Source organism: Flagellimonas crocea (genome assembly GCF_033441595.1).
GTDB lineage: Bacteria > Bacteroidota > Bacteroidia > Flavobacteriales > Flavobacteriaceae > Flagellimonas > Flagellimonas crocea.
In genome coordinates this window covers 1-23116 of sequence record NZ_JAUZVX010000007.1, presented here as the reverse complement: position 1 = coordinate 23116, position 23116 = coordinate 1, and the positions used below count along the sequence as shown (strand labels likewise).

At 43.9% G+C, this 23116-nt stretch carries 14 protein-coding genes, 1 pseudogene and 1 riboswitch; of the genes and pseudogenes, 1 reads left to right on the top strand and 14 read right to left on the bottom strand.

All coding sequences use genetic code 11. From position 1 onward, the window contains the following. Nucleotides 1–148: 148 nt before the first annotated feature. From SD449_RS18425 to SD449_RS18370, 12 genes are all read right to left on the bottom strand, one after another. Nucleotides 149–829: an SDR family NAD(P)-dependent oxidoreductase gene (locus tag SD449_RS18425; RefSeq protein ID WP_318312706.1), complete on the bottom strand. Its 681-nt coding sequence runs from the start codon at nt 827–829 to the stop codon at nt 149–151. A 99-nt stretch (nt 830–928) separates the two neighbouring features. Continuing rightward, complete coding sequence (locus SD449_RS18420; protein ID WP_166248512.1) at nt 929–1816, bottom strand: helix-turn-helix domain-containing protein; 888 nt, start codon at nt 1814–1816, stop codon at nt 929–931. 65 nt (nt 1817–1881) lie between these two features. Further along, complete coding sequence (locus SD449_RS18415) at nt 1882–3351, bottom strand: TolC family protein (protein ID WP_318312705.1); 1470 nt, start codon at nt 3349–3351, stop codon at nt 1882–1884. A gap of 12 nt (nt 3352–3363) precedes the next feature. Then, entirely contained in the window at nt 3364–6534 is a 3171-nt protein-coding gene (locus tag SD449_RS18410; RefSeq protein ID WP_318312703.1) for an efflux RND transporter permease subunit, read from the bottom strand. A gap of 127 nt (nt 6535–6661) precedes the next feature. Continuing rightward, on the bottom strand, nt 6662–7876 hold the full coding sequence (locus tag SD449_RS18405; RefSeq protein ID WP_318312701.1) for an efflux RND transporter periplasmic adaptor subunit: 1215 nt from the start codon (nt 7874–7876) through the stop codon (nt 6662–6664). A gap of 92 nt (nt 7877–7968) precedes the next feature. After that, nucleotides 7969–8439 (bottom strand): hypothetical protein, encoded by a 471-nt coding sequence (locus SD449_RS18400; RefSeq protein ID WP_318312699.1) that lies wholly within the window; start codon nt 8437–8439, stop codon nt 7969–7971. Between the two features lie 404 nt (nt 8440–8843). Beyond that, the gene (locus SD449_RS18395) at nt 8844–9554 is read right to left on the bottom strand and encodes a gluconate 2-dehydrogenase subunit 3 family protein (RefSeq protein ID WP_318312698.1); all 711 of its coding nucleotides are present in this window, start codon (nt 9552–9554) and stop codon (nt 8844–8846) included. A gap of 4 nt (nt 9555–9558) precedes the next feature. After that, a complete protein-coding gene (locus tag SD449_RS18390; RefSeq protein WP_318312695.1) occupies nt 9559–11283 on the bottom strand; it encodes a GMC family oxidoreductase in 1725 nt (574 codons plus the stop codon). Between the two features lie 178 nt (nt 11284–11461). Continuing rightward, nucleotides 11462–13036 carry a RagB/SusD family nutrient uptake outer membrane protein gene (locus SD449_RS18385; protein ID WP_318312693.1) on the bottom strand — a complete coding sequence of 525 codons (1575 nt, stop codon included), beginning with the start codon at nt 13034–13036 and terminating at the stop codon, nt 11462–11464. A 17-nt stretch (nt 13037–13053) separates the two neighbouring features. Beyond that, the gene (locus SD449_RS18380) at nt 13054–16431 is read right to left on the bottom strand and encodes a TonB-dependent receptor (RefSeq protein WP_318312691.1); all 3378 of its coding nucleotides are present in this window, start codon (nt 16429–16431) and stop codon (nt 13054–13056) included. 143 nt (nt 16432–16574) lie between these two features. Next, a complete protein-coding gene (locus SD449_RS18375) occupies nt 16575–17519 on the bottom strand; it encodes a FecR family protein (protein WP_318312690.1) in 945 nt (314 codons plus the stop codon). Between the two features lie 70 nt (nt 17520–17589). Beyond that, entirely contained in the window at nt 17590–18171 is a 582-nt protein-coding gene (locus SD449_RS18370; protein WP_318312688.1) for an RNA polymerase sigma-70 factor, read from the bottom strand. Nucleotides 18172–18277: 106 nt separating this feature from the next. On the opposite strand from SD449_RS18370, the gene SD449_RS18365 reads away from it, so the two are divergent. After that, nucleotides 18278–18682 (top strand): aldo/keto reductase, encoded by a 405-nt coding sequence (locus SD449_RS18365; protein WP_318312687.1) that lies wholly within the window; start codon nt 18278–18280, stop codon nt 18680–18682. Nucleotides 18683–19063: 381 nt separating this feature from the next. On the opposite strand, the gene metE is transcribed toward SD449_RS18365, so the two are convergent. Both metE and SD449_RS18355 read right to left on the bottom strand, forming a co-directional pair. Then, entirely contained in the window at nt 19064–21385 is a 2322-nt protein-coding gene (gene metE, locus SD449_RS18360) for a 5-methyltetrahydropteroyltriglutamate--homocysteine S-methyltransferase (protein WP_318312685.1), read from the bottom strand. A gap of 163 nt (nt 21386–21548) precedes the next feature. Further along, nucleotides 21549–21750, bottom strand: a riboswitch (cobalamin riboswitch). Nucleotides 21751–22633: 883 nt separating this feature from the next. Then, nucleotides 22634–23116: pseudogene (locus tag SD449_RS18355) on the bottom strand (gfo/Idh/MocA family oxidoreductase); the annotation flags it as partial.

Below are 23116 nucleotides of genomic sequence, written 5' to 3'. Positions count from 1 at the left end.
TCGCAAATTTACACTTCATGTTTCCTGTTTAATTGATTGACAAAGGAAAAGAAGTCTTTTATTGGTTGTGAAAAAGGCGTTTAAATTTTAAGCCATACCTAATTGATTTTAAGCAAGGGGGTTGGCATGGTGTTTTCGATAGGAAAACCTATACCCCCATTGGCTTTCTTTCAATCAAGGAAATAAACTCATCTTTCACCTGATCACATATAGTAACGGAATTATATGTACAATTTTTCATGTTGACCGGGTCAAAACTGTACACTTTGATCTTCGAAGGCTTAAATTCCTTGCATTGCAAATGGGTAAACATGTTGAGCGCCGCTTTAGAGGTTGAATATGCTGTAAGGCTATAACCGGAATAGCAAAAGCTTTCATCCTTCATTTTATCGATGTCGCCCAAGGAGCTTGTAATATTGATGATTCGGGGTGCATCACTTTCGTTCAACAAAGGTTTAAATGCTTGAATGGTCCGTATCACCGAAAAGAAATTGACCTCATATACTTCCTTGATTTCCTCAATATTGATCTGATCGATCTTGTGGCCAAAACCATTGACTATTTCTGCGTTGTTTATCAGCAAGTCCAATTTACCGTAGGATTCCCTAACGGTATTTTCAAGTACGCCCAAACTCTTCTCAGACGTAAAATCAATTTCCAAAAGCTCATATCCATGCAATTCCTCGGCATCCTTGGAAAGTGACCGATAACTTTCTCCACAGGCGGCTATTAGGACTTCATACCCGTAATCCAATAGGATTTTGGCAAACTTGTGACCCAGTCCGTTACCTGCTTCCGTTACAACGGCAACATATTTATCATTCTTCATTACTCATTTATTTCATGTTACAAATTTAGCATATGGTTTTTCATTCTTAGTAGTATTTCTTTTCTCAATTTATTGTTGGTCAAATCGGTATCAAACTATTTACATTCTCCTAAATTGATTTGGCGTTACTCCGCTCAAATTTTTGAAGAACCTAGTAAAATGTGTCGGTTCTTGAAAATTTAGGCGATAGGCGATCTCAGCGATATCCAGTCCCGAATATTTCAATAGGCTCTTACTTTCCATCAAAAGCCGTTCCTGAATAATGTCCTTTGCACTTTTTCCTGTCAATTTCTTGATGGTCGTGGTCAGGTAGTTCGGTGTTATGTTCAATTCTTCCGCATAATCGCTCACGTTTTTGGTATCCACATACATTTTGTCCACCAACGCTTCAAACTGATTTGCAATGATCTGTGACCTGCTCAGGTGATTTTCAGTTGTTTTATGCCGCTCATGGATTGCCTTACAGAAATATAGTAAGGAACCGAGCATTCCCTCCAACATTTTCTCCTGATATGGATGCGGGTTTTTAAATACCGAATGCATCCGCTCCATATCAAAATACAACGACTCATGTTCTTCTTTGGTGAGCATCAGCACATTGTTTTCGGACATTTTCAAAAAAGGAAAATCCTTCTGTAAATCAGGAAAGGTATTGATCAAAAACTCCTTTCTGAACATCACATAATACCCCGACATCTTTTCATCCCTAAACCAAGAGAACACCTGTCCTGGAACCACAAACCATAAAGGAAACTCATTCAATTCCAAGGTATCGGTATTGAGATTGAGTTGACTCTTTCCTGTATAGTTCAACAACCCTATCTGATAAAATCCTTGACGATATGGCGGCATACACCTTCTCGATGAAGCTTCCATGTCTTCTACTGGAAACACATCAAAATTGGGCATATGGCTCCTATGGGCAAAACCAATGGCCTCATGTAAATCGTTCGTATTTTCAAAAACAGGTATATCGGCCTTGTTCATATATCTTGTAGTGGATCGGCGCTATTTTTTGTCCAAAATATCCGATCCACCTTACAACCTAAGTTTTAATTGGCATCGGCACTGGCCAGATGCAAGTTTTCAAATTTAGTATCCAATTCTTCTTCTGAAATGATTTCCCAACCGCCGCCCAAGGCCTTGTAAATGGCTATTAGGGAGGTCGCCGACGAAATCTCGCTTAAAGCTAACGCATTCTCAGCCTGCAACAAAGCGTTGTCAGCATTTAGGTAATCAATAAAACTGTCCAATCCAGAGTTAAAGCGCTGCCTGGCAAAGGTTGCTGCCTGAGCACTTGCCTCGGATGAAATACGCAAGATCTCCCTTCGTTCCAGCTCTTTGGTATAGTTTGCCAAGGAGGTCTTGATATCTTCCAGTCCCTGCAGTACCGCTTTTTCATATTGATTGAGGGCGGCAATGGCCTGTGCATCGTTCCGTTTGATCTGTTGTTTTACCCGACCTAGGTTAAAAGCGGCCCAACTGATACTGGGCATCAAGGTCCAAGTAAAAGATGGTTTTTCACCAAAATTCGCAAAATCGACTGCCGAAAATCCAACCGAACCACCAAACTCGATCTTTGGATAGAGGTCGGCCACAGAAATATTATAGGCAGCAATTCGCGCCTGAAGTGCAGCCTCCGCCCTACGGACATCGGGCCTTCTTCTGAGCATTTCCCTAACATCGCCCAGAGCTACTGTTGCAGGTAGGCTTGGCAATGGCTTTTTGTCAACAACTTCATTTCCCAAATTTCCGGGAACCTCTCCAATAAGCACGCTCAAACTGTTCTTCAATGCCTCTATCCTGGCCTCCAAAGGTGGAATACTGGCTCGGGTGCTTTCCAATTGGGCCAATGCCCGGGATACATCAAGGCTGTTACTGGTACCCGCTTCCGTTAATTTGACCGTGAGCTCATAAGTTTCCTGTTGCCCCTGTAAGTTACGTTGGGCGATATCGAGCAAATATTGTGTACCGCGAAGCTCCATGTAATTATTGGCCACTTCAGCAAATATGCTTACGTACATTCCGTGCATATCGGCCAAGGCAAGATTACTATTGGCATACGCCCCTTTGATTCTATTGGTTACCCTACCGAAAAGGTCAGCTTCCCAAAAAGCGTCAAAACTTGCATTATACGTATTAAAGGTAGGGTTGCTGCCCTGAACAAATACATTCTCTCCCAAACGGGTACGGGTATAATTGCCATTGGCGGTCACCGTTGGCAATCGGTCCAATTTGTTTTCTTTGAGAAAAGCCCGTGATGCCTTGTAATTTGCGACTGCCGTATTGATATCCAGATTGTGCTTTCTGGCCTTTTCAATGAGCGTATCAAGAATGGGATCATTGAATTCTGACCACCATTCTTTTGTTATCGCTGCTTCGGTATACGCTTTCTCACTAATTTCCTTCGCTAGGAAATCCTGCTTTACACCAGCATCATTTTGAACATTGTAATCTCTTTTTGTGATTCCACAAGAGGCCAACAGGAATGCTATTATGGTTACTATTATTGAATTTTTCATTGTTGCTTGATTTTAATTTAATTGATGAACCAGCTTCTTATTCTCTCTTACAGCCCTTTTTAATGACCATTTTCTGCCCAAATAATAGAATACAGGGGTCAAGAAAATTCCGAAAACGGTCACGCCGAGCATTCCACTGAATACGGCGATACCCAAGGACACGCGTAATTCCGAACCTGCTCCTGTTGCAATGGCCAATGGAACAACTCCCAGGATGAAGGCCATCGCCGTCATTAGTATAGGTCTCAATCGCAGTTTTGAGGCTTCAATTACCGCGGTTTTCAGTTCTTCCCCTTGGTCCTCCAATTGTTTGGCGAACTCCACGATCAAAATAGCGTTCTTACTCGCCAGTCCCACAAGCACTACCAGTCCAATCTGTACCATGATGTTATTGTCCAATCCCGCCAGGTCGACTCCGATCATAGCGGATAACAATACCATGGGCACAATGAAGATTACCGCCAATGGCAATACCAAGCTCTCGAACTGAGCGGCCAACAAAAGGAATACAAACACGACCGCCAATAAAAATGCTATACCTGCGGTATTGCCCGCTTTTCTTTCTTGATAGGCAATTTCCGTCCATTGATAGGACAAGCCTTGTGGCAGTATTTCCGCAGCCAATTCTTCCATCCGGTCCAACCCTTCACCTGAGCTATGGCCAGGAGCAAAATCCCCATTGAGAGAAGCTGACGGATACAGATTAAATCTTGGGATTCGTGAAGGTCCGGCAATATCCTCTTGTTTGGAAACGGTACCCAAGGGAACCATCTCACCTTTATCGTTGCGGACCTTTATCCTTGAAATATCATCGGGTGTCAACCGGTTTGGGGCATCGGCTTGGGCCGTTACCTGAAAAGTTCTTCCCAAGTAATTGAATTCGTTCACAAAGGCGGAACCCATGTAAATCTCCAAGGATTGGAAGATATCCCCCACATCGATTCCCAATTTTTCGGCCTTTACGCGATCAATATCCAAGAATAATTGAGGGGTCTGGTTGTTGAAAAAGCTGAACACGTTGTTTAATATAGGGTCCTGATTGGCCGCCATGGCCAGCTCATTGGTAGCCTTGAGGAGTTCTTCCGTTCCCAGGTTCCCCCTATCCTGGACCATCATCCTGAACCCACCTGCATTACCGATACCCCTTACCGATGGTGGCGGGATAACCAATACAATGGCATCATCAATTTGGCTAAACTTTGCTCTTACGGTTCCCAACAAATCTTCATATGCCAGGCCTTTTTCATTTCTAATGTCAAAATCCTCCAAGGTCAAGAACACGGCTGCTGCATTGGATGCATTGGTAAACGATGCTGCATCAAATCCTGTAAAGGACACGGCATTTTCCACACCATCAATATCCAAGCCCAAGTCAAGTACTTCACGGACAACCTTATCGGTTCTGGTCAGCGAGGAACCCGGGGGAAGCTGGACAATGGTAATGAAATACTGCTGGTCCATAGCCGGGATAAATCCTTGGGGCACCCTATTGAACTCAAATCCTGTAATGGCGATCAGTCCAAAATAGACTGCCATGACCATGGTGGCGGTACGTACCAATTTTTGCACCGCTTTTCCATAGCGCTCGGAAACCCAATCCATAAAAGCGTTGAAACGATTTCCAATAAAGGCCAACGGTCGTAACCATATCGCCGTCTTCTTTGTTGAAGATCTATCCTCGTGCTTCATGAGCAATGCAGCCATGGCCGGGCTCAAGGTAAGGGACACGAAAACCGATATGGCAGTGGCAACGGCAATCGTCATCCCGAATTGCTTATAAAATTGTCCGGAAATGCCCTCTAAAAATGCAGTTGGAATGAAAACGGCTATCAAAACCAATCCAATAGCGACCAAAGCTCCCCCGACTTCGTCCATCGTCTTGAAGGCAGCTTCTTTCGGGGATAATCCCTTTGCCAAATACCTTTCCATATTTTCGACCACTACAATGGCATCGTCCACCACAATTCCGATGGCAAGAACCAATCCGAACAAGGTAAGGTTGTTCAGCGAGAACCCGATTGCCTGCATCACCGCAAAAGTACCGATGAGCGAAACGGGTATGGCAAGAATTGGAATGATGGCCGCCCTCCAGGATTGGAGGAACAAGAGAATCACCAAGACCACTAAAATTACTGCTTCAAAAATGGTACGGTACACCTCATCAACCGACTTTTGGATAAATTCAGTGGGATTGTACGCTATTTTATATTCAAGATCGTTCGGGAAACTTTTGGACAGTTCCTCCATTTTGTCCTGAATCTGAGAAGCAGTTTCCAAGGCATTCCCGCCCGGTTGTTGAAAAATAGGCATGGCTATGGCTGGGTCCTTGCCCAAATATCCTTTTGTGGCGTAGTTCTGAGCGCCAAGTTCTACACGGCCAACATCTTTAAGGCGAACAATTCTCCCATCCCCACTTGATTTGATAATCACATTTTCAAACTGTTCCGTGGTCACCAGTTTTCCTTGGGTCTGTATATTCACCTCAAAGGCAGATTGGCTCCCGGAAGGGAGGGCGTTCAACGTACCACTAGCAATCTGTACGTTCTGAGCCCTTAGGGCTGCGACCACTTCTCCAGCAGTGATGTCCAATGTCGCAATTTTGTCGGGGTTGAGCCAAATGCGCATGGCATATTCGGCCGCTCCAAAAATCTGGATATCCCCAACCCCTTTGATACGGGCTAGTTCATCTTTGAGTTGGAGCACGGCATAGTTCCCCATATAGGTCTGGTCGTAGGTCTTTTTCGGAGAATACATGTTCACTACAAGAAGCATATCCGGCGATATCTTTTTGGTGGTGATTCCCAACCTTTTTACCGATTCTGGCAGTCGTGGTTCCGCTATGGCCACCCGGTTTTGCACCTGTACCTGTGCCTTGTCGAGGTCTGTCCCCAATTCAAAGGCTACCTGTAGTACCACTCGCCCATCGGCTGATGATTGTGAGGTCATGTAGATCATATCCTCAACTCCATTGATCTCTTTCTCCAAAGGTGCGGCTACGCTCTCGGAAAGGGTCTGTGCGTTTGCGCCGGGATAAATTGCCACGACCTCAATGGTTGGGGGCGCCACATCCGGAAATTGTGAAATGGGCAAAGAGACGTAGGCAAGCCCTCCCACAATCAGAATCAGTACGCTGAGTACTGCGGCGAATATGGGCCTTTTAATAAATATATGACTGAATTTCATTGTTTTTACTTTTTGATGATAGTTCTCCCGGCACCCTTCCAAACACCTTTTTCAAATAGGGTTTGGAGGGCAATAGAAGTATGCTTTTTTATTGGTTTTTATTTTGCGGTTGGCAGCTCCTCCAATATCAATCTGCTTGGGCCACCGCTGTAAGGTTGTTAACCTCTCCTTGAATGGCTACTTGAGACGGATTTACCACCATGCCCGGTCTTATCTTTTGTAGATTATTGACAATGACCTTGTCGTCCGGTGATATGCCTCCCCTTACAATCCTAAGTCCATTGGAATGCAAAGGGCCCAATGTTACTGCCTTGCTTACTACTTGGTTGTCATCAGACAGGGTGTAGATATATCTAATGGATTGATTGGTGCCAATAATCTCATCGGGGACCATCATTGCCTTGTGTTCCGCACTTCCCAATAACCTGGCCTTACCGTACATTCCAGGTTCAAGTAAGTGGTCTTTGTTCTCAAGAACCGCCCTGCTTTCAATAGTTCCTGAATTATTGTCTATTTCATTGTCCACAAAGTCCAGTACGGCCTCGTGTACAAATTGATCTTCATCCAGAAGTTTGATAAAAACGGGCAATGCTTCGGACCGTGCCTCGCCACGTTCCCCATTTCTTGCCAATCGTACATATTTTAAGTAATCCGATTCACTTCCGGTAAAATAGAAATGTATGGGGCTAGTTGCAACGATAGTGGTCAACACGGTGGAATTAGCGCTGCCTCCATCAATAATATTGCCCTCATTGACCCTGTCCCGGCTAACCAGTCCAGAAATAGGTGCCTTTACTTCCGTGAATTCCAAATTGAGTTTGGCATTGTCGACCTTTGCCTGTGCCAATTGGATACTTGCCTCTGCATGTACAAGGGCCTGTTTTCTTCTATCGTATTCTTCAATGGACAACGCTCCTGTTTCCCTTAAAGATTCCACTCTCTCAAAATTGTCCTGTGCAGTTTTTAGGGAAGCCAAAGCTTGGGCATAATTGGCCTTGGCCTCATCCAAAGCAATTCTGTAAGGTCTTTGGTCGATGACAAAAAGTGTCTGTCCTTTTTTAACAAGTTCACCGTCCTGGAAGTTGACTTTTTCCAAAAAGCCGCTCACACGGGCACGTACCTCTACCCTGCTACTGGCCTCAAATCTACCGGTGTATTCGTCCCATTCGGTAATGCTTTCATATATAGGCTTGGCGACCTCTACCGGAAGTGCCGCCATCCCCGATTCTTGTTTTTCAGTTTCATTTTCAGCACTTGTGAAAGCATAAATGAATACTGATATCGCCAAAACCATGACACCTATGGTCAGGTTTTTCTTTGTGTTTAAATTTAGTCGTATCATGATTTCTACTTTGATTTTAGATTAGGTGAACAAAATTATAGGAGGGGTTGCCATTCTTGATAACCATATTATTTTCAAAAATGACCAAAATCTTAACTACGGACCATGGTTGGTATTATTTGGTCAGTAGCTGCGAATACTGCCAATATATCCAAGTATCCGTTCAAGATTTTTGAACGCATGGCATCATACATTCCGGAAAGGGTTTTTCTATCTAGGTTATTGATAAAGTACAGTTGCTTTTCCAAAAAATAGGTCTTGAACTGTATGCTGTTGTCCGAATTTCTTGCTGCACGTTTAAAGTGCCTTAACAACTTGGTCTTGCTCAGGGTTGTGTCCCTGAAATAAAACACGGAATTATCAGATCTGGAGTCCTTAAGTTCCTGCCGGTAGTTAAATTCTTCCTTAAGTGCAATATCGTTTGATAGTTGCTTGAAGAGTTGCAAGGAATTTTCAACCATTTGATTGGTTTCAACACCTGTGTCCATTGTTTGTGCTTGGACGCTTATCCCTATCATAACAAAAGATAGCAGCACTTTGTTTATAAAATTGATTGTTTTCATAGTTCCCCGATTTGATTCCATCATTATTACATGACAAAATTAGCTGGTCAATCAGCTGTCGTGGTAACCAAAAAAGGGAAGGAAACGACCAAAATCCACACTAGTTACAAATCATGGAACATGTCATTCACAAACGAGAACAAAAAGATAGTGTTAAGGTGCTAGTTTCGCTTTGACTAATTCGTGCATTGCAGCATTAAAGATTGGTCACGCGGTATTGCCTTAGTCATCTTGACAAAAGATGAAAACTATTGATCGATGATTTATAACTTTTATTTTATTAAAACTGCTACGATAAAAAAACAGGCTCCTTTTAGGAGCCTGTTTCAGATTAACTAAACTAACTCAAACCCGATTTATGTACTTTGTTTTTCCATAAAAAAGGTTTGGTTAAATTATGTACATCATTTTATAAGGTTTCCATTCTCATCCCATTCGGCTATAATTCCCCGTTTACTCTGATCTATACACTTGGCCAACCATTCCTCGTCGTAGGACACCCCGTGCTGTTCCAAAACGTCATCCGGTACTCCGTCCCACACATTGGGTTGGTTTCCCTTATAGCCTATCTCCTCGATTCCGATCTTACTCGTATAGAAGCCGGTCATTGTCAGGTTTCTTACCAAGGAAAAGAAATTCACCTCAAAAGGTCTTTCCGAGCTTGGTACCTCTGGGTCATAATAAGCTATCCCGTCCAGGATTGTCTTCTGCTGGGCTGGAGTAATCTTCTTGAACTCCAAGCCGTATTCAGTATTGCTCTTATGATCTAGCCACATGACACCCCCACGGATATCTGGCTGGAAGTTTTCCTCATCCTTGCTCATGAATTCAATAAAACCGACCACATCCGCATCCGAAGCCCCCTTGTACTTTTCCGAGGGGGGAAGTATAAGGTCACATAGAACCGTCAATGTCTCCACTTCATGCGGATTCAGGAACTGTTCGTCCCTGAGTTCCTTTATCTGTTCAATTTCCTGTGGCACCCTGCCCGGATAGGTAATCTTTGGTGCCTCTGTCAGTTCCGTCCCTTCCGAGGATGGCCTGCAACCATGCATGGCCAGTCCTCCGGCGACGGAGCCCAGTACAATCGATTTTAAGCTCTTTCTTCTGTCCATCCGTCTAAATATTTTGTTGTTTGAGTTGTTCCACGATGTACTCCGAAGCCCTCATCGAGAGCGCCAATATTGTCCACGTACAATTCTTATCGGCCTGTGATACAAAAGGCCCTGCATCCACAACGAAAACATTATCTACGTCATGTAATTGTTGGTACTTGTTCGTCACGGAGGTACGCGGATCGTCCCCCATACGTGTGGTGCCCACCTCATGGATGATCTTACCAGGGTTGTGAAGTCCATAATTTGTATCTTTTCCTGGCTTCTTGCCCAAAGGCTCGCCTCCCATATTGATCAGTATTTCCTCGAAGGTATCCTGCATGTGTTTGGCCTGGTTGATTTCGTATTGGCTCCATTTGTAGTTGAACCTTAGTACCGGAATACCGAACTCGTCCACAGTGGTAGGGTCGATCTCGCAATAGTTCTCCTTCCTCGCGATGGACTCGCCCCTTCCGGCCATGCCCACGACCGCGCCATAGTATTTCTTTGCGTCGCTGCGCAGCACGTCACCGTAGCCGCCCACCTTCGTCCCGAAGAACTGGTTGAACTCGTTCACGTTGAAGCCGAAGCCGTAACTTGGCATCCCCATGCCTCCCCATACCTCGATATGGTAGCCCCGTGGGAAGTCCAGCTTGCTGTTGTCCCCCCACCATGGGGAGTACACGTGCATGCCACCAACGCCGTCCTCGTTGTAGGACACCTTCCTGTTCATCAGATCAGGAACAAAGGCCGCCCTGTCCGCTCCCGTGGAATCATGAAGGTACTTGCCCACTACGTCGCTGCTGTTCCCCAGTCCGTTGGGGTGTTGCTCGCTCTTGGAGTTCAAAAGGATACGGGCCGAGCTACATGCAGAGGCACCCAGAACGACCACTTTGCCCTTCAGTTTATATTCTTTCCTATCCTCCTTGTTGATGTACGACACTCCGGTGGCCCTGCCCTCTTGGTCCGTAGTCACCTCGCGTACCATACAGTTCACGAAAAGGTCGATCTGTCCCCCGTTCTTCTGTGCGGGGAAGATAAGACAGGTACCTGCGGAGAAATCGGCATATACCTGACAGGCACGGTTACATTGACCGCAGTAAAAGCAAACTCCTCTATCATTATTGATTTTCTTGGTGAGCATTGACATCCTGGAGGGATACACCGGGACGTTGCTCTTCCTAGCTCCTTTGATATAAAATAACTCGTGAAGCCTTGGTTTGGGCGGTGGAAGAAAGAAACCGTCAGGATCGTTGGGGAGCCCCTCATTGGTACCGAACACCCCGATCATCTTGTCGACTTTATCGTAGTACGGTTTTACATCCTCATAGCTTATGGGCCAGTTGTCACCGTGCCCATCAACATCCTTGTGCTTGAAGTCCTGCGGGCCAAATCTGAGGGATATCCTACCCCAGTGATTGGTCCTTCCCCCAAGCATACGCGAACGGAACCAAGAAAAATTAGTGCCGTCCTTTTGCGTGTAAGGTTCACCCTCGATATCCCAGCCTCCATAAGCTGCATCGAAGTCCCCGAAAGGACGGAACCTTGTACTCTTTCCTCTTCTTGGGCTTTCAAAGGGCCATTTCAACTGCGTCTGGTGTTCCGGCATTGCTGGGTCAAAAAATGGACCCGCCTCCACGACCGCCACCTTAAGACCTGCCTCCGAGAGCACCTTTGCCGACATGCCTCCACCTGCACCTGAGCCCACAATGATCGCATCGTAGACCGTGGAATTCTCTATAATCTGCATTGATCTGTATTTGGTTTATTTTTTTGAGTGAAATGTATCAATATCACTGGTAATCCTAACCAAGTTGGATATGAAACATGAATTTCCATTTTGTGGATTCCCGTCGATATATTGAATATTATAACTGAGGCCCCGTATTCTTGAAGAACACTATGGGCCTCATAAGTTTTAAAATGTTTTAGTAACCATTATTATCGGTACCCAAACTTGGGTTACGTTGAAGTTCTGGTCCAGGCAAAGGCAGCAACATATGTTTTGGTTCGATCTGTTTGCCTCTTTCGGTGGTGTGCCCGACAGCATCCACGAAGGATATGGAACCAGGTGAATCCGCTACTGGGAACTGTCCTGTACGAACAATATCGAACCAAGTTTTAAATTCAAAAACTAATTCCCTGTGTCTTTCTTTCCAAACTTCCTGTACAAAGGCTTCTGTTCCCAAACCGGATAAATCTGCTTCAACTGTGGCAATGTCGGATTCCCAGTAAGCTCTGGCACGCACTTGGGCCAAATAGTTAATGGCATCTGGGGTAACTCCGCTAGATCTAGCAATGGCCTCGGCCGCAATCAACAATACATCGGCATAACCATATACTGCAAAATCTTTTCCTGAGTTTGCTGTTTCAAAAATAGCGGTATCATCATGCCAGACGTAAGGTGCTGTTGCAAAGGTCTGTCCTGAATCTTGAAAGGTGGAATGAAAATATTGCTTTTCCTGAATTCTTAGGTCAGTTGCCGGGTCATATAAATCCATAAATCCATCTGAAGGTAGGTACCCTCCGTTAGTAATATCATAAAGTACTTCTGAAGCAAGCGCTACAGGGTAAGAGTACCTTGGATAAACGGAAGTTCCTATCTCTGGGTCATATTCTTTGATGTAAATATGTTCGACGGCAGATGCATCTGATTTTCTGATCTTGTTGTAGGCGGAGTTTTCCAAATCCACAACTCCTGGAGACAGCTCATCGTGCTGCACCAAATCATAGGAACCGTATGTTCCATTGATTATGTCCTGTGCCAAGCTGGCTGCATCACTGTATCGGTCCGCATTCAATGGGTTTCCGCTCATGGTCAGGTAAACATCGGCCAATAGGGTCGCAACCGCTCCTGCAGTTACGCGCTTACCGTTGTCCACCATGCTTACGGTTGGCAAACCACCATTAAGAGCATCGGTCAAATCTTGTTCTATCAGCGTATAGACATCGGCCACAGGGCTTCTTTCCAAATACAGATTTTCCAAAGATTCATAGGGTTCTGTGGTCAATGGTACGGGACCGAACCACCTTACTAAAAAATAGTATGCAAAGGCTCTAAAGAACTTGGCTTCGGCCAATAGTTGTGATCTTTCAGAATCGCTCAATCCTGGTGTTTCGGGAATATACTTGATGGCATTGTTTGCCCTGGAGATTCCCAAATAAAGTTCCCTCCATCTATCTTGAAGATAACCTCCAATGTTATCCCCGTTTAGGGTAAGCTCTTGTGAATTGCTTACATGGAGTTCCTGACCTGCGTATTCATTAACAAAATACCCGGACATGTATCCTCCAAGCATCATTGGGGTTCCACTATACACTCCACCATCCGTCATGCTGGGAGCACCGGTCCTGTAGAGTGAATTTACCGCACTGTAGGCCTGGTCAGGTTCTGAGAAGAACTGATTGGAATCCAGTTCGCTCAAGGGTTTCTCCTCTAAAAAGTCAGAACAGGAACCCAATACAATTATTCCGATTAGAAAAACTATATATTTAATTTTCATGATATCTTTTTTATGTATTAAAATTTCAGGCTACATCCAATGGTAAATGTTCTTGGCTTGGGATACTGGAAGAAGAAAATGTTCTGTCCCCATTGGTTCCCGCCCCATGAAGTAGCTTCTGGGTCGTACCCTTGAAAGTCCTTGGAATGAATCACGAAAGCATTTTCCAAACTGGCATATACCCTAAGACGGTTCAAGCCCATGATATCCAAAAACTGCTGATTGAAGTTATAGCCCAAAGAGAATAGGTTTCCTCTGATGTAGGAACCGTCCACAACCCATCGGCTATCTACCTGACTGTTCTGCCCTGCATACGCTTGGTTCCTGATTTCCTGAACCTGAGTATTCTGATTGCTCTCGGTCCAACCATCGTATAGAATGGTAGCAAGTCCGTTGGCAATACCTGAACGGTCTTCGGTAGAGTGATAGAATTGCTGCATAATCTCTACACCAGCCACAAATTGAATGTCTGCGGTGAAATCAAAGTTCTTATATCTGAAGGTGTTGATGAAACTTCCCGTGATATCCGGCAAGCCTTTTCCAAGGATTTTCTTTTCTGCGGATCGTTTGGCCTCACCAGGAACGGCTCCGACCTCGGCTGCCTCGGCTGCCTCATCTGTGTTCCATGTTCCTAAACGTTCATACCCCCAGAAGGAACTCAAAGATTCTCCAACACGTAAAATAGTTTGGCTACCGGATACCCAGAATGGTCCTGGTTCGATGTCCTCGTCGTTCTCACCCAAGCTTTCAATCCTGTTCTTGTTGTAGTTCATGTTGAAGGAAGTTTCCCAACCGAAATCGGCTTTACGGATAATTTCTCCCGTAATCATGGCCTCGATACCTTTGTTGGAAACCGAACCGATATTATCCCTTACCGATGTAAATCCTGTTGTATAAGGAACTGGTCTGTCCAATAGAAGATCTTTGGTCAATTTATCATAGTAGTCAAACTCAAAGCGTAACCTAAAATCAAAGGCGGCAAGATCTAAACCTATATCGAATTGACTAGTTTTTTCCCATTCCAACCCTGGATTGGACAAACGATTGACGGAACTGGAACTTACCCTTGTACCATTCAGCAAAACTGTTCCTGAAGAAACTGTTGCCAATGAACTATAAGGTGCGATCTCTGTGTTACCAGTAATACCGTAGCTACCACGTAGCTTAAGTCTGTTGATTGCGATCACATCCTGCATAAAAGCTTCTTCACTGATGTTCCAACCGGCACCGATTGAAGGGAAGAAACCGTATTTATTGTCTTCACCAAATCTTGATGAACCATCGACCCTTCCTGTCAAAGTCAACAGATATTTGTCTTTAAATGTATAACCGGCACGTAAAAAGTAGGAGTTCAAAGCCCACTCGTTAGTTGTGGATTCCGGTGCACTTGGGTTACTGGCGGAGCCAATGTTGTTGTAACGGAAAAAGTCGTCACTAAAGCCTCTGGCAAAAATGTTGGAAGACTCATAAGTGCGTTCTTGCCAGCTAATACCCAACATGGTGTTAATTCTGTGGTCACCGAACTCTTTATTGTATGTTAGGTAGTTCTCTTGTTGCCAATAAGTGCTCTTCTCATTAAAAATACGGGCAAAACCATTTGGTGCTGAGATATTCACCAAGTCACGTGGCGAGTATTCCTTCTTGTTTCTGATGTTCTTATCAAAACCAAACTGTGTCCTGAACTCCAAACCTGGCATAATGGTAAAATTCACGTAGAAGTTTCCAAAAAGCTGATTTCTTTCCCAGAATCTTTCCTGTGTTTCCAATACGTGAACCGGGTTGGACATGGACTCCAAGTTGTAGGCATCGCTGATCATTTGGCTATTGCTCCATGTTCCATCAGGGAATTTTACTGGGAAAATTGGAGGCATTTCAATCATGGTTCTTCTTGGGGTCTGGCCACCGCCGCCCTCTTCGAACTCGGTATCCTTGACATCATTTACAAGAAGGTTCACACCCAATTTCAACCAATCTTTTGGAGTGACATCATAAGCAATTTTTCCGCTGATCCTATCCAACTCGTTGTTCAGCATTATACCTTCTATATGGGAATAGTTCAAAAACACCCCGATAGATGATTTTTCGCTTCCCTGCTGAATCGACAATTGATGGTTATTGGAATAAGCCGTTCTGGTAGCTTCATCTTGCCAATCGGTATCGTACAATGGATTACCTTGTGCATCAAAAAGATTTGGGTCGTTTGTCGTAAATACCGGAGCAGGGTCGCCAGGGCGGTACTTTGGAGTGTTCTCCATACCTGTACGAACTACTTCCAACCACTCTTCCGCGTTCAACAAATCCATTTTCTTACGGATGCTTCCCACACTTAAGAAACCATCATAACCTATACTTATCTTTTCATCTTTTGAACCTCTTTTGGTCGTAATCAAAACAACTCCGTTGGCACCCCTAGCACCATAGATCGCTGCGGAAGATGCATCTTTCAGCACCTCCATCCGTTCGATATCGTTGGGGTTGATGAATTGAATGTCATCCATTACCACACCATCTACTACATATAGGGGGTCTGTTGAGGAATTGATGGTTCCAACACCACGAATTACGATTCTTGGCGAACCTGTAGGTGAACCTGAATTTAAAAATACATTTACACCGGCAACTTTACCCCTCATGCCTTGCAGTGCATTGCTAACGGGTGCCTTTAATAGGGTTTCGCTATCCACTGCGCCAACGGCTCCGGTAAGGTCAGATTTTTTCTGTGTACCGTAACCCACTACGACAACCTCTTCGAGTGCGGCCACATTCTCTTTTAGCGATACATCTATGGTCTGTTCCCCGGTGACTTCGATCTCTTGGGTCACAAAACCGATATAACTGAAGACCAGGACATCACCGGAGTCCGCCATAATGCTATAGTTACCGTCAAAGTCGGTGGTAGTACCCTTGGAGGTACCTTTTACCAAAATCGACACACCTGGAATGGGAGTGCCGGTATTATCGGTAACTTTTCCGTTAACAGTAAACTGTACATTGGTTCTGATCAACTCGTTAATCTTGTCCGGGCTCAAAGCGGTAGGCACTTTATCAATATCGTGCTTGCTTAGGAGGTTTTCAATTTTATCCTTAATCTCCGGGTTGTTCTTTGGAAACAGAATGATCTGGTTTCTCACAAAGCTAAAAGCAATATCGGAATCCGAGAACAGTTCGCTCAGTACGGCATCCAGTGTCTTGTTTTCAACTTTTAGCGATTTTCTGGAATAAACGTCCACAATGCTGTTATTGTAGAAAAAACTATAATCGCTCTTACGCTCGATTTCGTTCAGAATCCGCTTTAATCTTACATTATTTGCCTCCAATGAGATGCTTTGGGCATTTGCTTCAGAAGCAAATAACTTGGCCAAGGTAAGTGCCACTAAGATCAAATAGATTTTCATTATCCTGATAATTGGGACCTTTGGTAAAAAAAGTTCCTTTTTTTCCATAATTTTGAAAAGTTTACGATGTTTAATTACATTTTATGTGGTTAAATAGTCTCTGAGAGGAAGGTGTTGCCGCACCTTCCTCTCTCTTTTTGGTTTTATTGCTTCATAAATAGTGTTATTTGGTTATTATGCATTCTATAGAGTATGGGCGATGATACCTCAAAGAGGTCCAAGATCTGTTCAATACCAAGATTGTCAAACTCCCCGGTATATTTATAATCCATTATTCCAGGGGATTCTACGGATATTTCAACCTTGTATTTCCTTTTTAAATCACTTATTACTTGTCTTATGGGAGTTTCGTCATAAATCAGTTTTCCCTGGCGCCATGCCGTAAATTTATTGGTCTGCACGTTGTCCACGATGAGCTTGTCGGCATCCTTTACATAAGTGGCTCTTTGGGATGGTGCCAAAACAACGGTTTTCTGATTTCGCTCCTCCACCACCTTCACTTTCCCAGAAATCAACGTGGTTTCCACATGTTGGTCCTCGGGATAGGACTTTACGTTAAAAACAGTTCCCAAAACTTGAATGTTCATTCCATTTCCTGTATCCACCATAAAAGGTTTTTCCGCATTATGCGCCACGTCAAAAAAGGCTTCCCCGTTTAGGCTCACCTCTCTTGATGCCCCGGAAAATTTCTCCGGATATGAAAATATGGTGTTTGCATTGAGGGTAACTTTGGTACCATCTGACAAGGTTATGGTCTTGTTCTCTCCTATTGAGGTAGAAGCCAAAATTATCTGTGAAGGTTTTTCTTCCAATTGTTCATATGGAGAAACCAACGTATAGGCCAATGCAACCATTAGCAAAACGCAAGCTGCATATCCTACATATTTATACCAATCGGCAAATTCTCTTTTGGTCTCTAGTTTATTTTTGCGCTCGCCCTCTTTTAGCAGTTTGGCGACATGCCTTGCTTTCAGTACATGGTAACGCTGTTGTTGCTTGGGGTTTTTGAGCAACCACTTCACAACCTCAGCCTTTTTCCCTTCCGATAGACGGCCTTCTACCAGTGCATTTATATCCTTGTTGTTCATCTTAAATTAGGAACAGTATTCAATAGCAGGACGTAAAAAAGAAAGACACCCCCTAGTCGGAAAGTAAAATTTATAAAAATAGGGAGGGTAAATATTCTGCCAGTGCTACTCTAAGCTGCCTTAAAGCTCTGGTCATGTGGTTTTCCACGGTTTTTGGGGAAATTTCCAATTCCTTCGAAATTTCCTTGTTGCACAACCCCTCTACCCTGCTCTTTTTGAAAACCTTTTGGCACTTTTCGGGAAGTTGCTCTATGGCTTGGTCGACCAAGGATTGAAGTTCCCTCGCCAAAATGGATGAGGCCATATCGTCGGCCAAGGCTCCATGGTTCAACCAAAACTCCTGTTGCTCAAGGGACATCTCTTTGGTGAGCTTATTCTTTTTGGCACGAAGGTAATCCAAGCAGGCATTTCGGGTCATGCTATAAATATAACCTGTGAGATTGGAGGTGATTTGCAAATCGGCCCATTTGTCCCATAATTTGATGAAAACATCATGAACAATCTCTTCGGCATCTTCTCGGGAAGGCACATAACTATTTACAATCACCACAAGTTTTGGCCTGTAGAACTCATATATTACGCTAAAATCATCCTCCATGACGTTTTCCGAAAGAGGCTCGATTTTGAGGTTATGCAAATATTCGGGCTTCATTTTTGGTAAATGCAAACAATTTGTTCCCGCAATTTACAAATTTCGGATTAACAACAAATTTTTAATCTCACGATTTACCAAGTGCCCCACAATTAATATGGTGGGGATGCTACAATCGAAAGACCAGAATATTGGAATGATGGTTTGGAGCTCTTTGGGTTGGGGTCGATTGACAGGTAAAATAAAAAGGGGAATGGAAATGAAGGCAGGCAGGATCAAATCGGGCGGGAATGTTGGGGCACCACCGGTTGAGGACGAGTTCCTGTTCAATGTCATCGATGTTCTGGAAAAAATAAGCAGCGAAATTGGAAAATCCATACCACAGATCGCTATCAACTGGTTGCTTCAGAAAAAAAGTGTTTCCAACATCGTCATTGGCGCAAGGAACGAAAAGCAATTGCTCTCCAACATTGATTCCGTTGGTTGGAACTTGTCCGAAGAACACCTAAAGCTTCTCAATGGGATATCAGGGCAAGCACCGATTTATCCCCATTGGGTTGGGGATAGATAGGAACAAAGGGCCATAAGGCCCGTTTCTCGACGCAATACGGTTAAAACATTTCACGTAGGACTCATCTCTAGCGGTATTGAAACTGTAGAGGTAAAAAACTACTATACCTCTTGTAAAGTAATAATTTTAGCGCAGTTAAATTTGTGGTAATTCTTTATTAAACCATAGTTTAAAGGGACCTTTCAAGTAGTTCTGTTTATCTCTCGATTTTGGAATAGATTGGCCAATCGGTCTTACTAAAATTGAAACCATTCGAAAAAATCTGCGAACAATGATTGCATCGATATACATTAGAGCTTTGTAGTAAAGCGCAAGAAACATGTATCCCATCGGTTGGCCTCTTTGTTAAGGGGCCGATTTTGATATCGGCCCCCTTTGGTCCTAATTTGAAGGTTGGCCAACGGCCTCTCTCATTTGCCGGGCTGCGGAAACCATCACCTTCAAGGCTTTTTTGGTTTCCTCCCACCCCCTTGTCTTCAATCCGCAATCAGGGTTTACCCAGAGTTTGGATGCGGGCAATACGCTTTCCGCCTTACGTAGGAGCTCCAAAATTTCTTCGATGTTTGGAACCCTTGGAGAATGGATGTCATATACCCCGGGTCCTATGTCATTGGGATAATCAAACGCTTTAAAGGCATTCAACAATTCCATTTGGGATCGCGAACACTCAATAGTAATTACATCCGCATCCATATCCGCAATATTGTTGATGATATCGTTGAACTCCGAATAGCACATATGGGTATGTATCTGAGTGGAGTCCTTCACCCCGCTAGTGGACAACTTAAAGGAACCTATGGCCCAGTCTAGATAGTGGTCCCATTCTTTTTTATGCAAAGGCAAGCCTTCCCGAATGGCAGGTTCATCCACCTGTATGATCCCTATGCCCGCTTTTTCCAAATCGATTACCTCGTCAAGTAGAGCCAATGCTATTTGATTGCAGGTCGTGGAACGGGGCTGATCATCCCGCACAAAGGACCATTGTAGCATGGTGACCGGCCCCGTCAACATTCCTTTTACGGGCTTTTCGGTCAAGGCTTGTGCAAACGAAGTCCAGAACACTGTCATCGCATGCGGCCGGGAGACATCTCCATATATAATGGGAGGTTTCACACATCTCGACCCATAACTCTGTACCCATCCATTTTGAGTAAAGACAAACCCTTCCAACTGTTCGCCAAAGTACTCTACCATGTCGTTGCGTTCGAATTCGCCGTGTACATGGACATCTAGACCTATTTCCTCTTGAAAAAGGACGGCTTTTATCGTTTCCTTCATCAGGTATTCAACATACTCATCTTCACTTAGTTTTCCTTTTTTATACAGTGACCTCATATTTCTCAGCTCTTGGGTCTGTGGAAAGGATCCAATCGTAGTGGTAGGAAAAAGAGGAAGTTTTAAATGGGCTTCCTGAAGAATTTTTCTTTTTTCAAAGGGAGTTATCCTGTGGTAATCCCTTTCCCGAAGTTTCTCCACGCGTTGTTTTACCAAGGGCTTATGGATTACAATGGAATTTTTCCTTTTCTCCATGGAAGCCAAATTGTCCATGAAGATCGAGTGGGATTCGTAATCAGGAACACTGACGAGTGTCTTTAAGTTATGGAGTTCTTCCAATTTTTGATTGGCAAAGGCCATCCACTCCTTGATTTCCTTGGAAAGTGTTCCTTCATTCCTTTCCAATTCCAAATCACAGGGAACATGTATCAAGGAACACGATGGAGAAATAAAAACACGCTCCATACCCAATTGAGTCTTGGTCTTTAGAATAATTTCCATAGAAGACCGGAAATCGTTTTTCCAAATATTCCGGCCATCGATTACGCCCAGAGATAAGGATACATTCCTATTTAATTTACCGGAGGACAAAATTTTGTCCAATTCCCTTGGACCTCGTCTTAAATCCAGGTGCAAGGCGCACACGGGCAATTGGAGCACGGTATCAAGATTGTTCCCATATTCCCCAAAGTAACTGGCCAATAGGATTTTGAGATTTGGAAATTTTTCCGCGATTCCTTCGTATACTCCTGTAATGGCATTTTGTTCCCTATCCGCCAAGTCTGTGGAAAGGATGGGTTCATCAAATTGCACCCATGTGGCTCCCGCATCTGTCAGTTTTTTAAGGATGTCATGGTATACGGAAAGAAGTTCTGGCAATAGGTCGAGCCTATGGAACCCTTTCTCCTTTTCTTTGCCCAACAATAGATAGGTCACTGGGCCCAAAAGCACAGGTTTGGTGTGAATACCCAATGATTTGGCCTCATTGAACTCATCAACTGCTTTTGACGAAAGCAATTCAAATCCTTGATTTTTGGTAAACTCTGGAACAATGTAGTGGTAGTTGGTATCGAACCATTTGGTCATTTCCATGGCGATGACATCCACTCCATCTCTTTGTACTCCCCGAGCCATGGCAAAATAAAGGTCAAAAAGATTTACATCAGGTCCCTTTAGATCAGAATACCGCTCCGGGATGGCACCCACCATAAGTGTGGTATCCAATACCTGATCATAAAATGAGAAATCGTTGGATGGGATAAGGTCGATTTCCTTTTCTTGCTGGAGCTTCCAGTTTTCCTTTCGGATGCTTTTACCCGCATCCAGTAGATCTTGCATGGCACTCTTGCCAGACCAATACTTTTCGCAAGCCCTTTTCAGCTCGCGGTGGGCACCGATTCTTGGATAGCCCAAATTGCTTGTTTTCATTGCTAAAGCTTTTATAAAATTGAACAATTAGATAAAAGCTCCTTAGCTCAACTTCGCAATGCCTTAAAACAAGAGGAACGCATACGGGATTTGCCGAGGAAATCCCCGGTAAAGTTCAAACGTTCGACCTGCCCTTTACGCGAAGGCACCGTCAAAATCCCAAAAAGTGGGTACAATATGGGCAGGTATCCTGGCTTGTCCGATTTTTACCGCCTTCTCATCCTGAATCTGGACAATGGCTTTATGGGCAAAAACATACTATTCCAAAATGGAATCGGACTTACAGTTGCGCGTCAGCTCGTGATTTACACACGATTCCCTTTTAATCCCGACATCTGTCGGAAACCCTTATCGTTTTGATAAAGAAATTAAGTAAAGAACTTATTTGGGCATAAATGTATGTAATAATCCCAGTATATAATTAATTTGAATGTTTTATTATTGAAAGAGCATGTGGCAGCCCCGTAAGATTGTAGAACTTCAAAAAAAGAGAGGAATTTGGATGCCCAATTCGGACTGATTGATCTGTAATCTTCCAATATACAGAACAAACTGTTGCATTTCCTGCACAATCAGGACGGACAGATTATGAACTTCATGACGCCCACCATAGGGTCAACGACCGCTTTTGAACAATAAAAAAACCTTCACAAAGAGAAAGTTATTTGAAGGCCATCCTAGATGTTTAGCAAATGGGATAAAAACGACCCATTGCGTTTTTCTTTAAAACGAGCGAAGCGTTGTTTCTAAGTAATTAAAAACTTCTTTCAGGGATAGATTAACTTAAAGGAACTCTTGTAAAAAATGACTTTTCGGTAAGAAATCATGCTGTCTGAGATTACTAGACATCAATATATAACTTTGAGAGGCTCTTTTCTTTACTTCTCCCTAAATGAACTTTAAGTGTTTTGACCCGATAGGTCGGTCAATCTCACGAGAAGTGCATGCTTTAATCGAGTTGGCTCAATTTTACCAATTTTCCATAAAACAAAAAGGCCCACTCGATTCGAGTGAGCCTCTGTCTCACTAATTCAAACTTCACTACATAATTAAAATGAAGACCTTAAAATCTCATTCAGAGATTCAACTACTCTGTTAGAAATCTATTATAAGAACGGACCTCAATATCAATACCCTTAGTTAAATATTGTTTTTAAGATGGCCACTTTCTATGTTACTGGACAGCATTCCAATATAAACATGGTTGATCATCTGAACCCAATAGTATTGCGTGCCTGGATTACCTAATTAAAAATCCCGATAATTCCCGGACAAATACCTGTTGGCCTTTTCCTCCTGGAACTGTGCCGTTTCGGCGTCCCAGTGCAAGGTTTCCCCGGGGAAACGCCCCGCAATGGTTCCCAAGAGTATTGTTTCGGTCAATCTGGCGGCATAATCAAATGGTGCCGTTGTTTCTCCCTTGCCCAGACAGGCATCCACAAATTGGTGGTAGTGCTTGGGCCCTTCGGTGCCATAATTTCTTATTGGCTCGCCCAGACCGTGCTCTTCGGACACCTTGGCGATCTCCTTGGAAATGTCGACATATTTGCCACGGACGATCTTTTTGGGCAACTGCATAAAGTGGGGCAGCAACAAGCGTCCTTTCGTCCCTACGAACATGGCGCCCTGTTCTGGCAGTTCGTTCTCACCAGCTACCCCGGCGTCCAGGGAAATGTTGGTTTCGCCACTTTTCTTGTTGGCCTCTTTGTCCTTTTTCGTTTCCATGCCCGG

Excerpts from the sequence above, each read along its gene's own strand:
- SD449_RS18390 (WP_318312695.1), bottom strand. The coding sequence starts at position 11,283 with ATGCAGATTATAGAGAATTCCACGGTCTACGATGCGATCATTGTGGGC.
- SD449_RS18365 (WP_318312687.1), top strand. The coding sequence starts at position 18,278 with ATGCTACAATCGAAAGACCAGAATATTGGAATGATGGTTTGGAGCTCT.
- SD449_RS18405 (WP_318312701.1), bottom strand. The coding sequence starts at position 7,876 with ATGATACGACTAAATTTAAACACAAAGAAAAACCTGACCATAGGTGTC.
- SD449_RS18415 (WP_318312705.1), bottom strand. The coding sequence starts at position 3,351 with ATGAAAAATTCAATAATAGTAACCATAATAGCATTCCTGTTGGCCTCT.
- SD449_RS18395 (WP_318312698.1), bottom strand. The coding sequence starts at position 9,554 with ATGGACAGAAGAAAGAGCTTAAAATCGATTGTACTGGGCTCCGTCGCC.
- SD449_RS18425 (WP_318312706.1), bottom strand. The coding sequence starts at position 829 with ATGAAGAATGATAAATATGTTGCCGTTGTAACGGAAGCAGGTAACGGA.
- SD449_RS18375 (WP_318312690.1), bottom strand. The coding sequence starts at position 17,519 with ATGAACAACAAGGATATAAATGCACTGGTAGAAGGCCGTCTATCGGAA.
- SD449_RS18400 (WP_318312699.1), bottom strand. The coding sequence starts at position 8,439 with ATGAAAACAATCAATTTTATAAACAAAGTGCTGCTATCTTTTGTTATG.
- SD449_RS18420 (WP_166248512.1), bottom strand. The coding sequence starts at position 1,816 with ATGAACAAGGCCGATATACCTGTTTTTGAAAATACGAACGATTTACAT.
- SD449_RS18385 (WP_318312693.1), bottom strand. The coding sequence starts at position 13,036 with ATGAAAATTAAATATATAGTTTTTCTAATCGGAATAATTGTATTGGGT.
- metE (WP_318312685.1), bottom strand. The coding sequence starts at position 21,385 with ATGAAAACAAGCAATTTGGGCTATCCAAGAATCGGTGCCCACCGCGAG.
- SD449_RS18380 (WP_318312691.1), bottom strand. The coding sequence starts at position 16,431 with ATGAAAATCTATTTGATCTTAGTGGCACTTACCTTGGCCAAGTTATTT.
- SD449_RS18410 (WP_318312703.1), bottom strand. The coding sequence starts at position 6,534 with ATGAAATTCAGTCATATATTTATTAAAAGGCCCATATTCGCCGCAGTA.
- SD449_RS18370 (WP_318312688.1), bottom strand. The coding sequence starts at position 18,171 with ATGAAGCCCGAATATTTGCATAACCTCAAAATCGAGCCTCTTTCGGAA.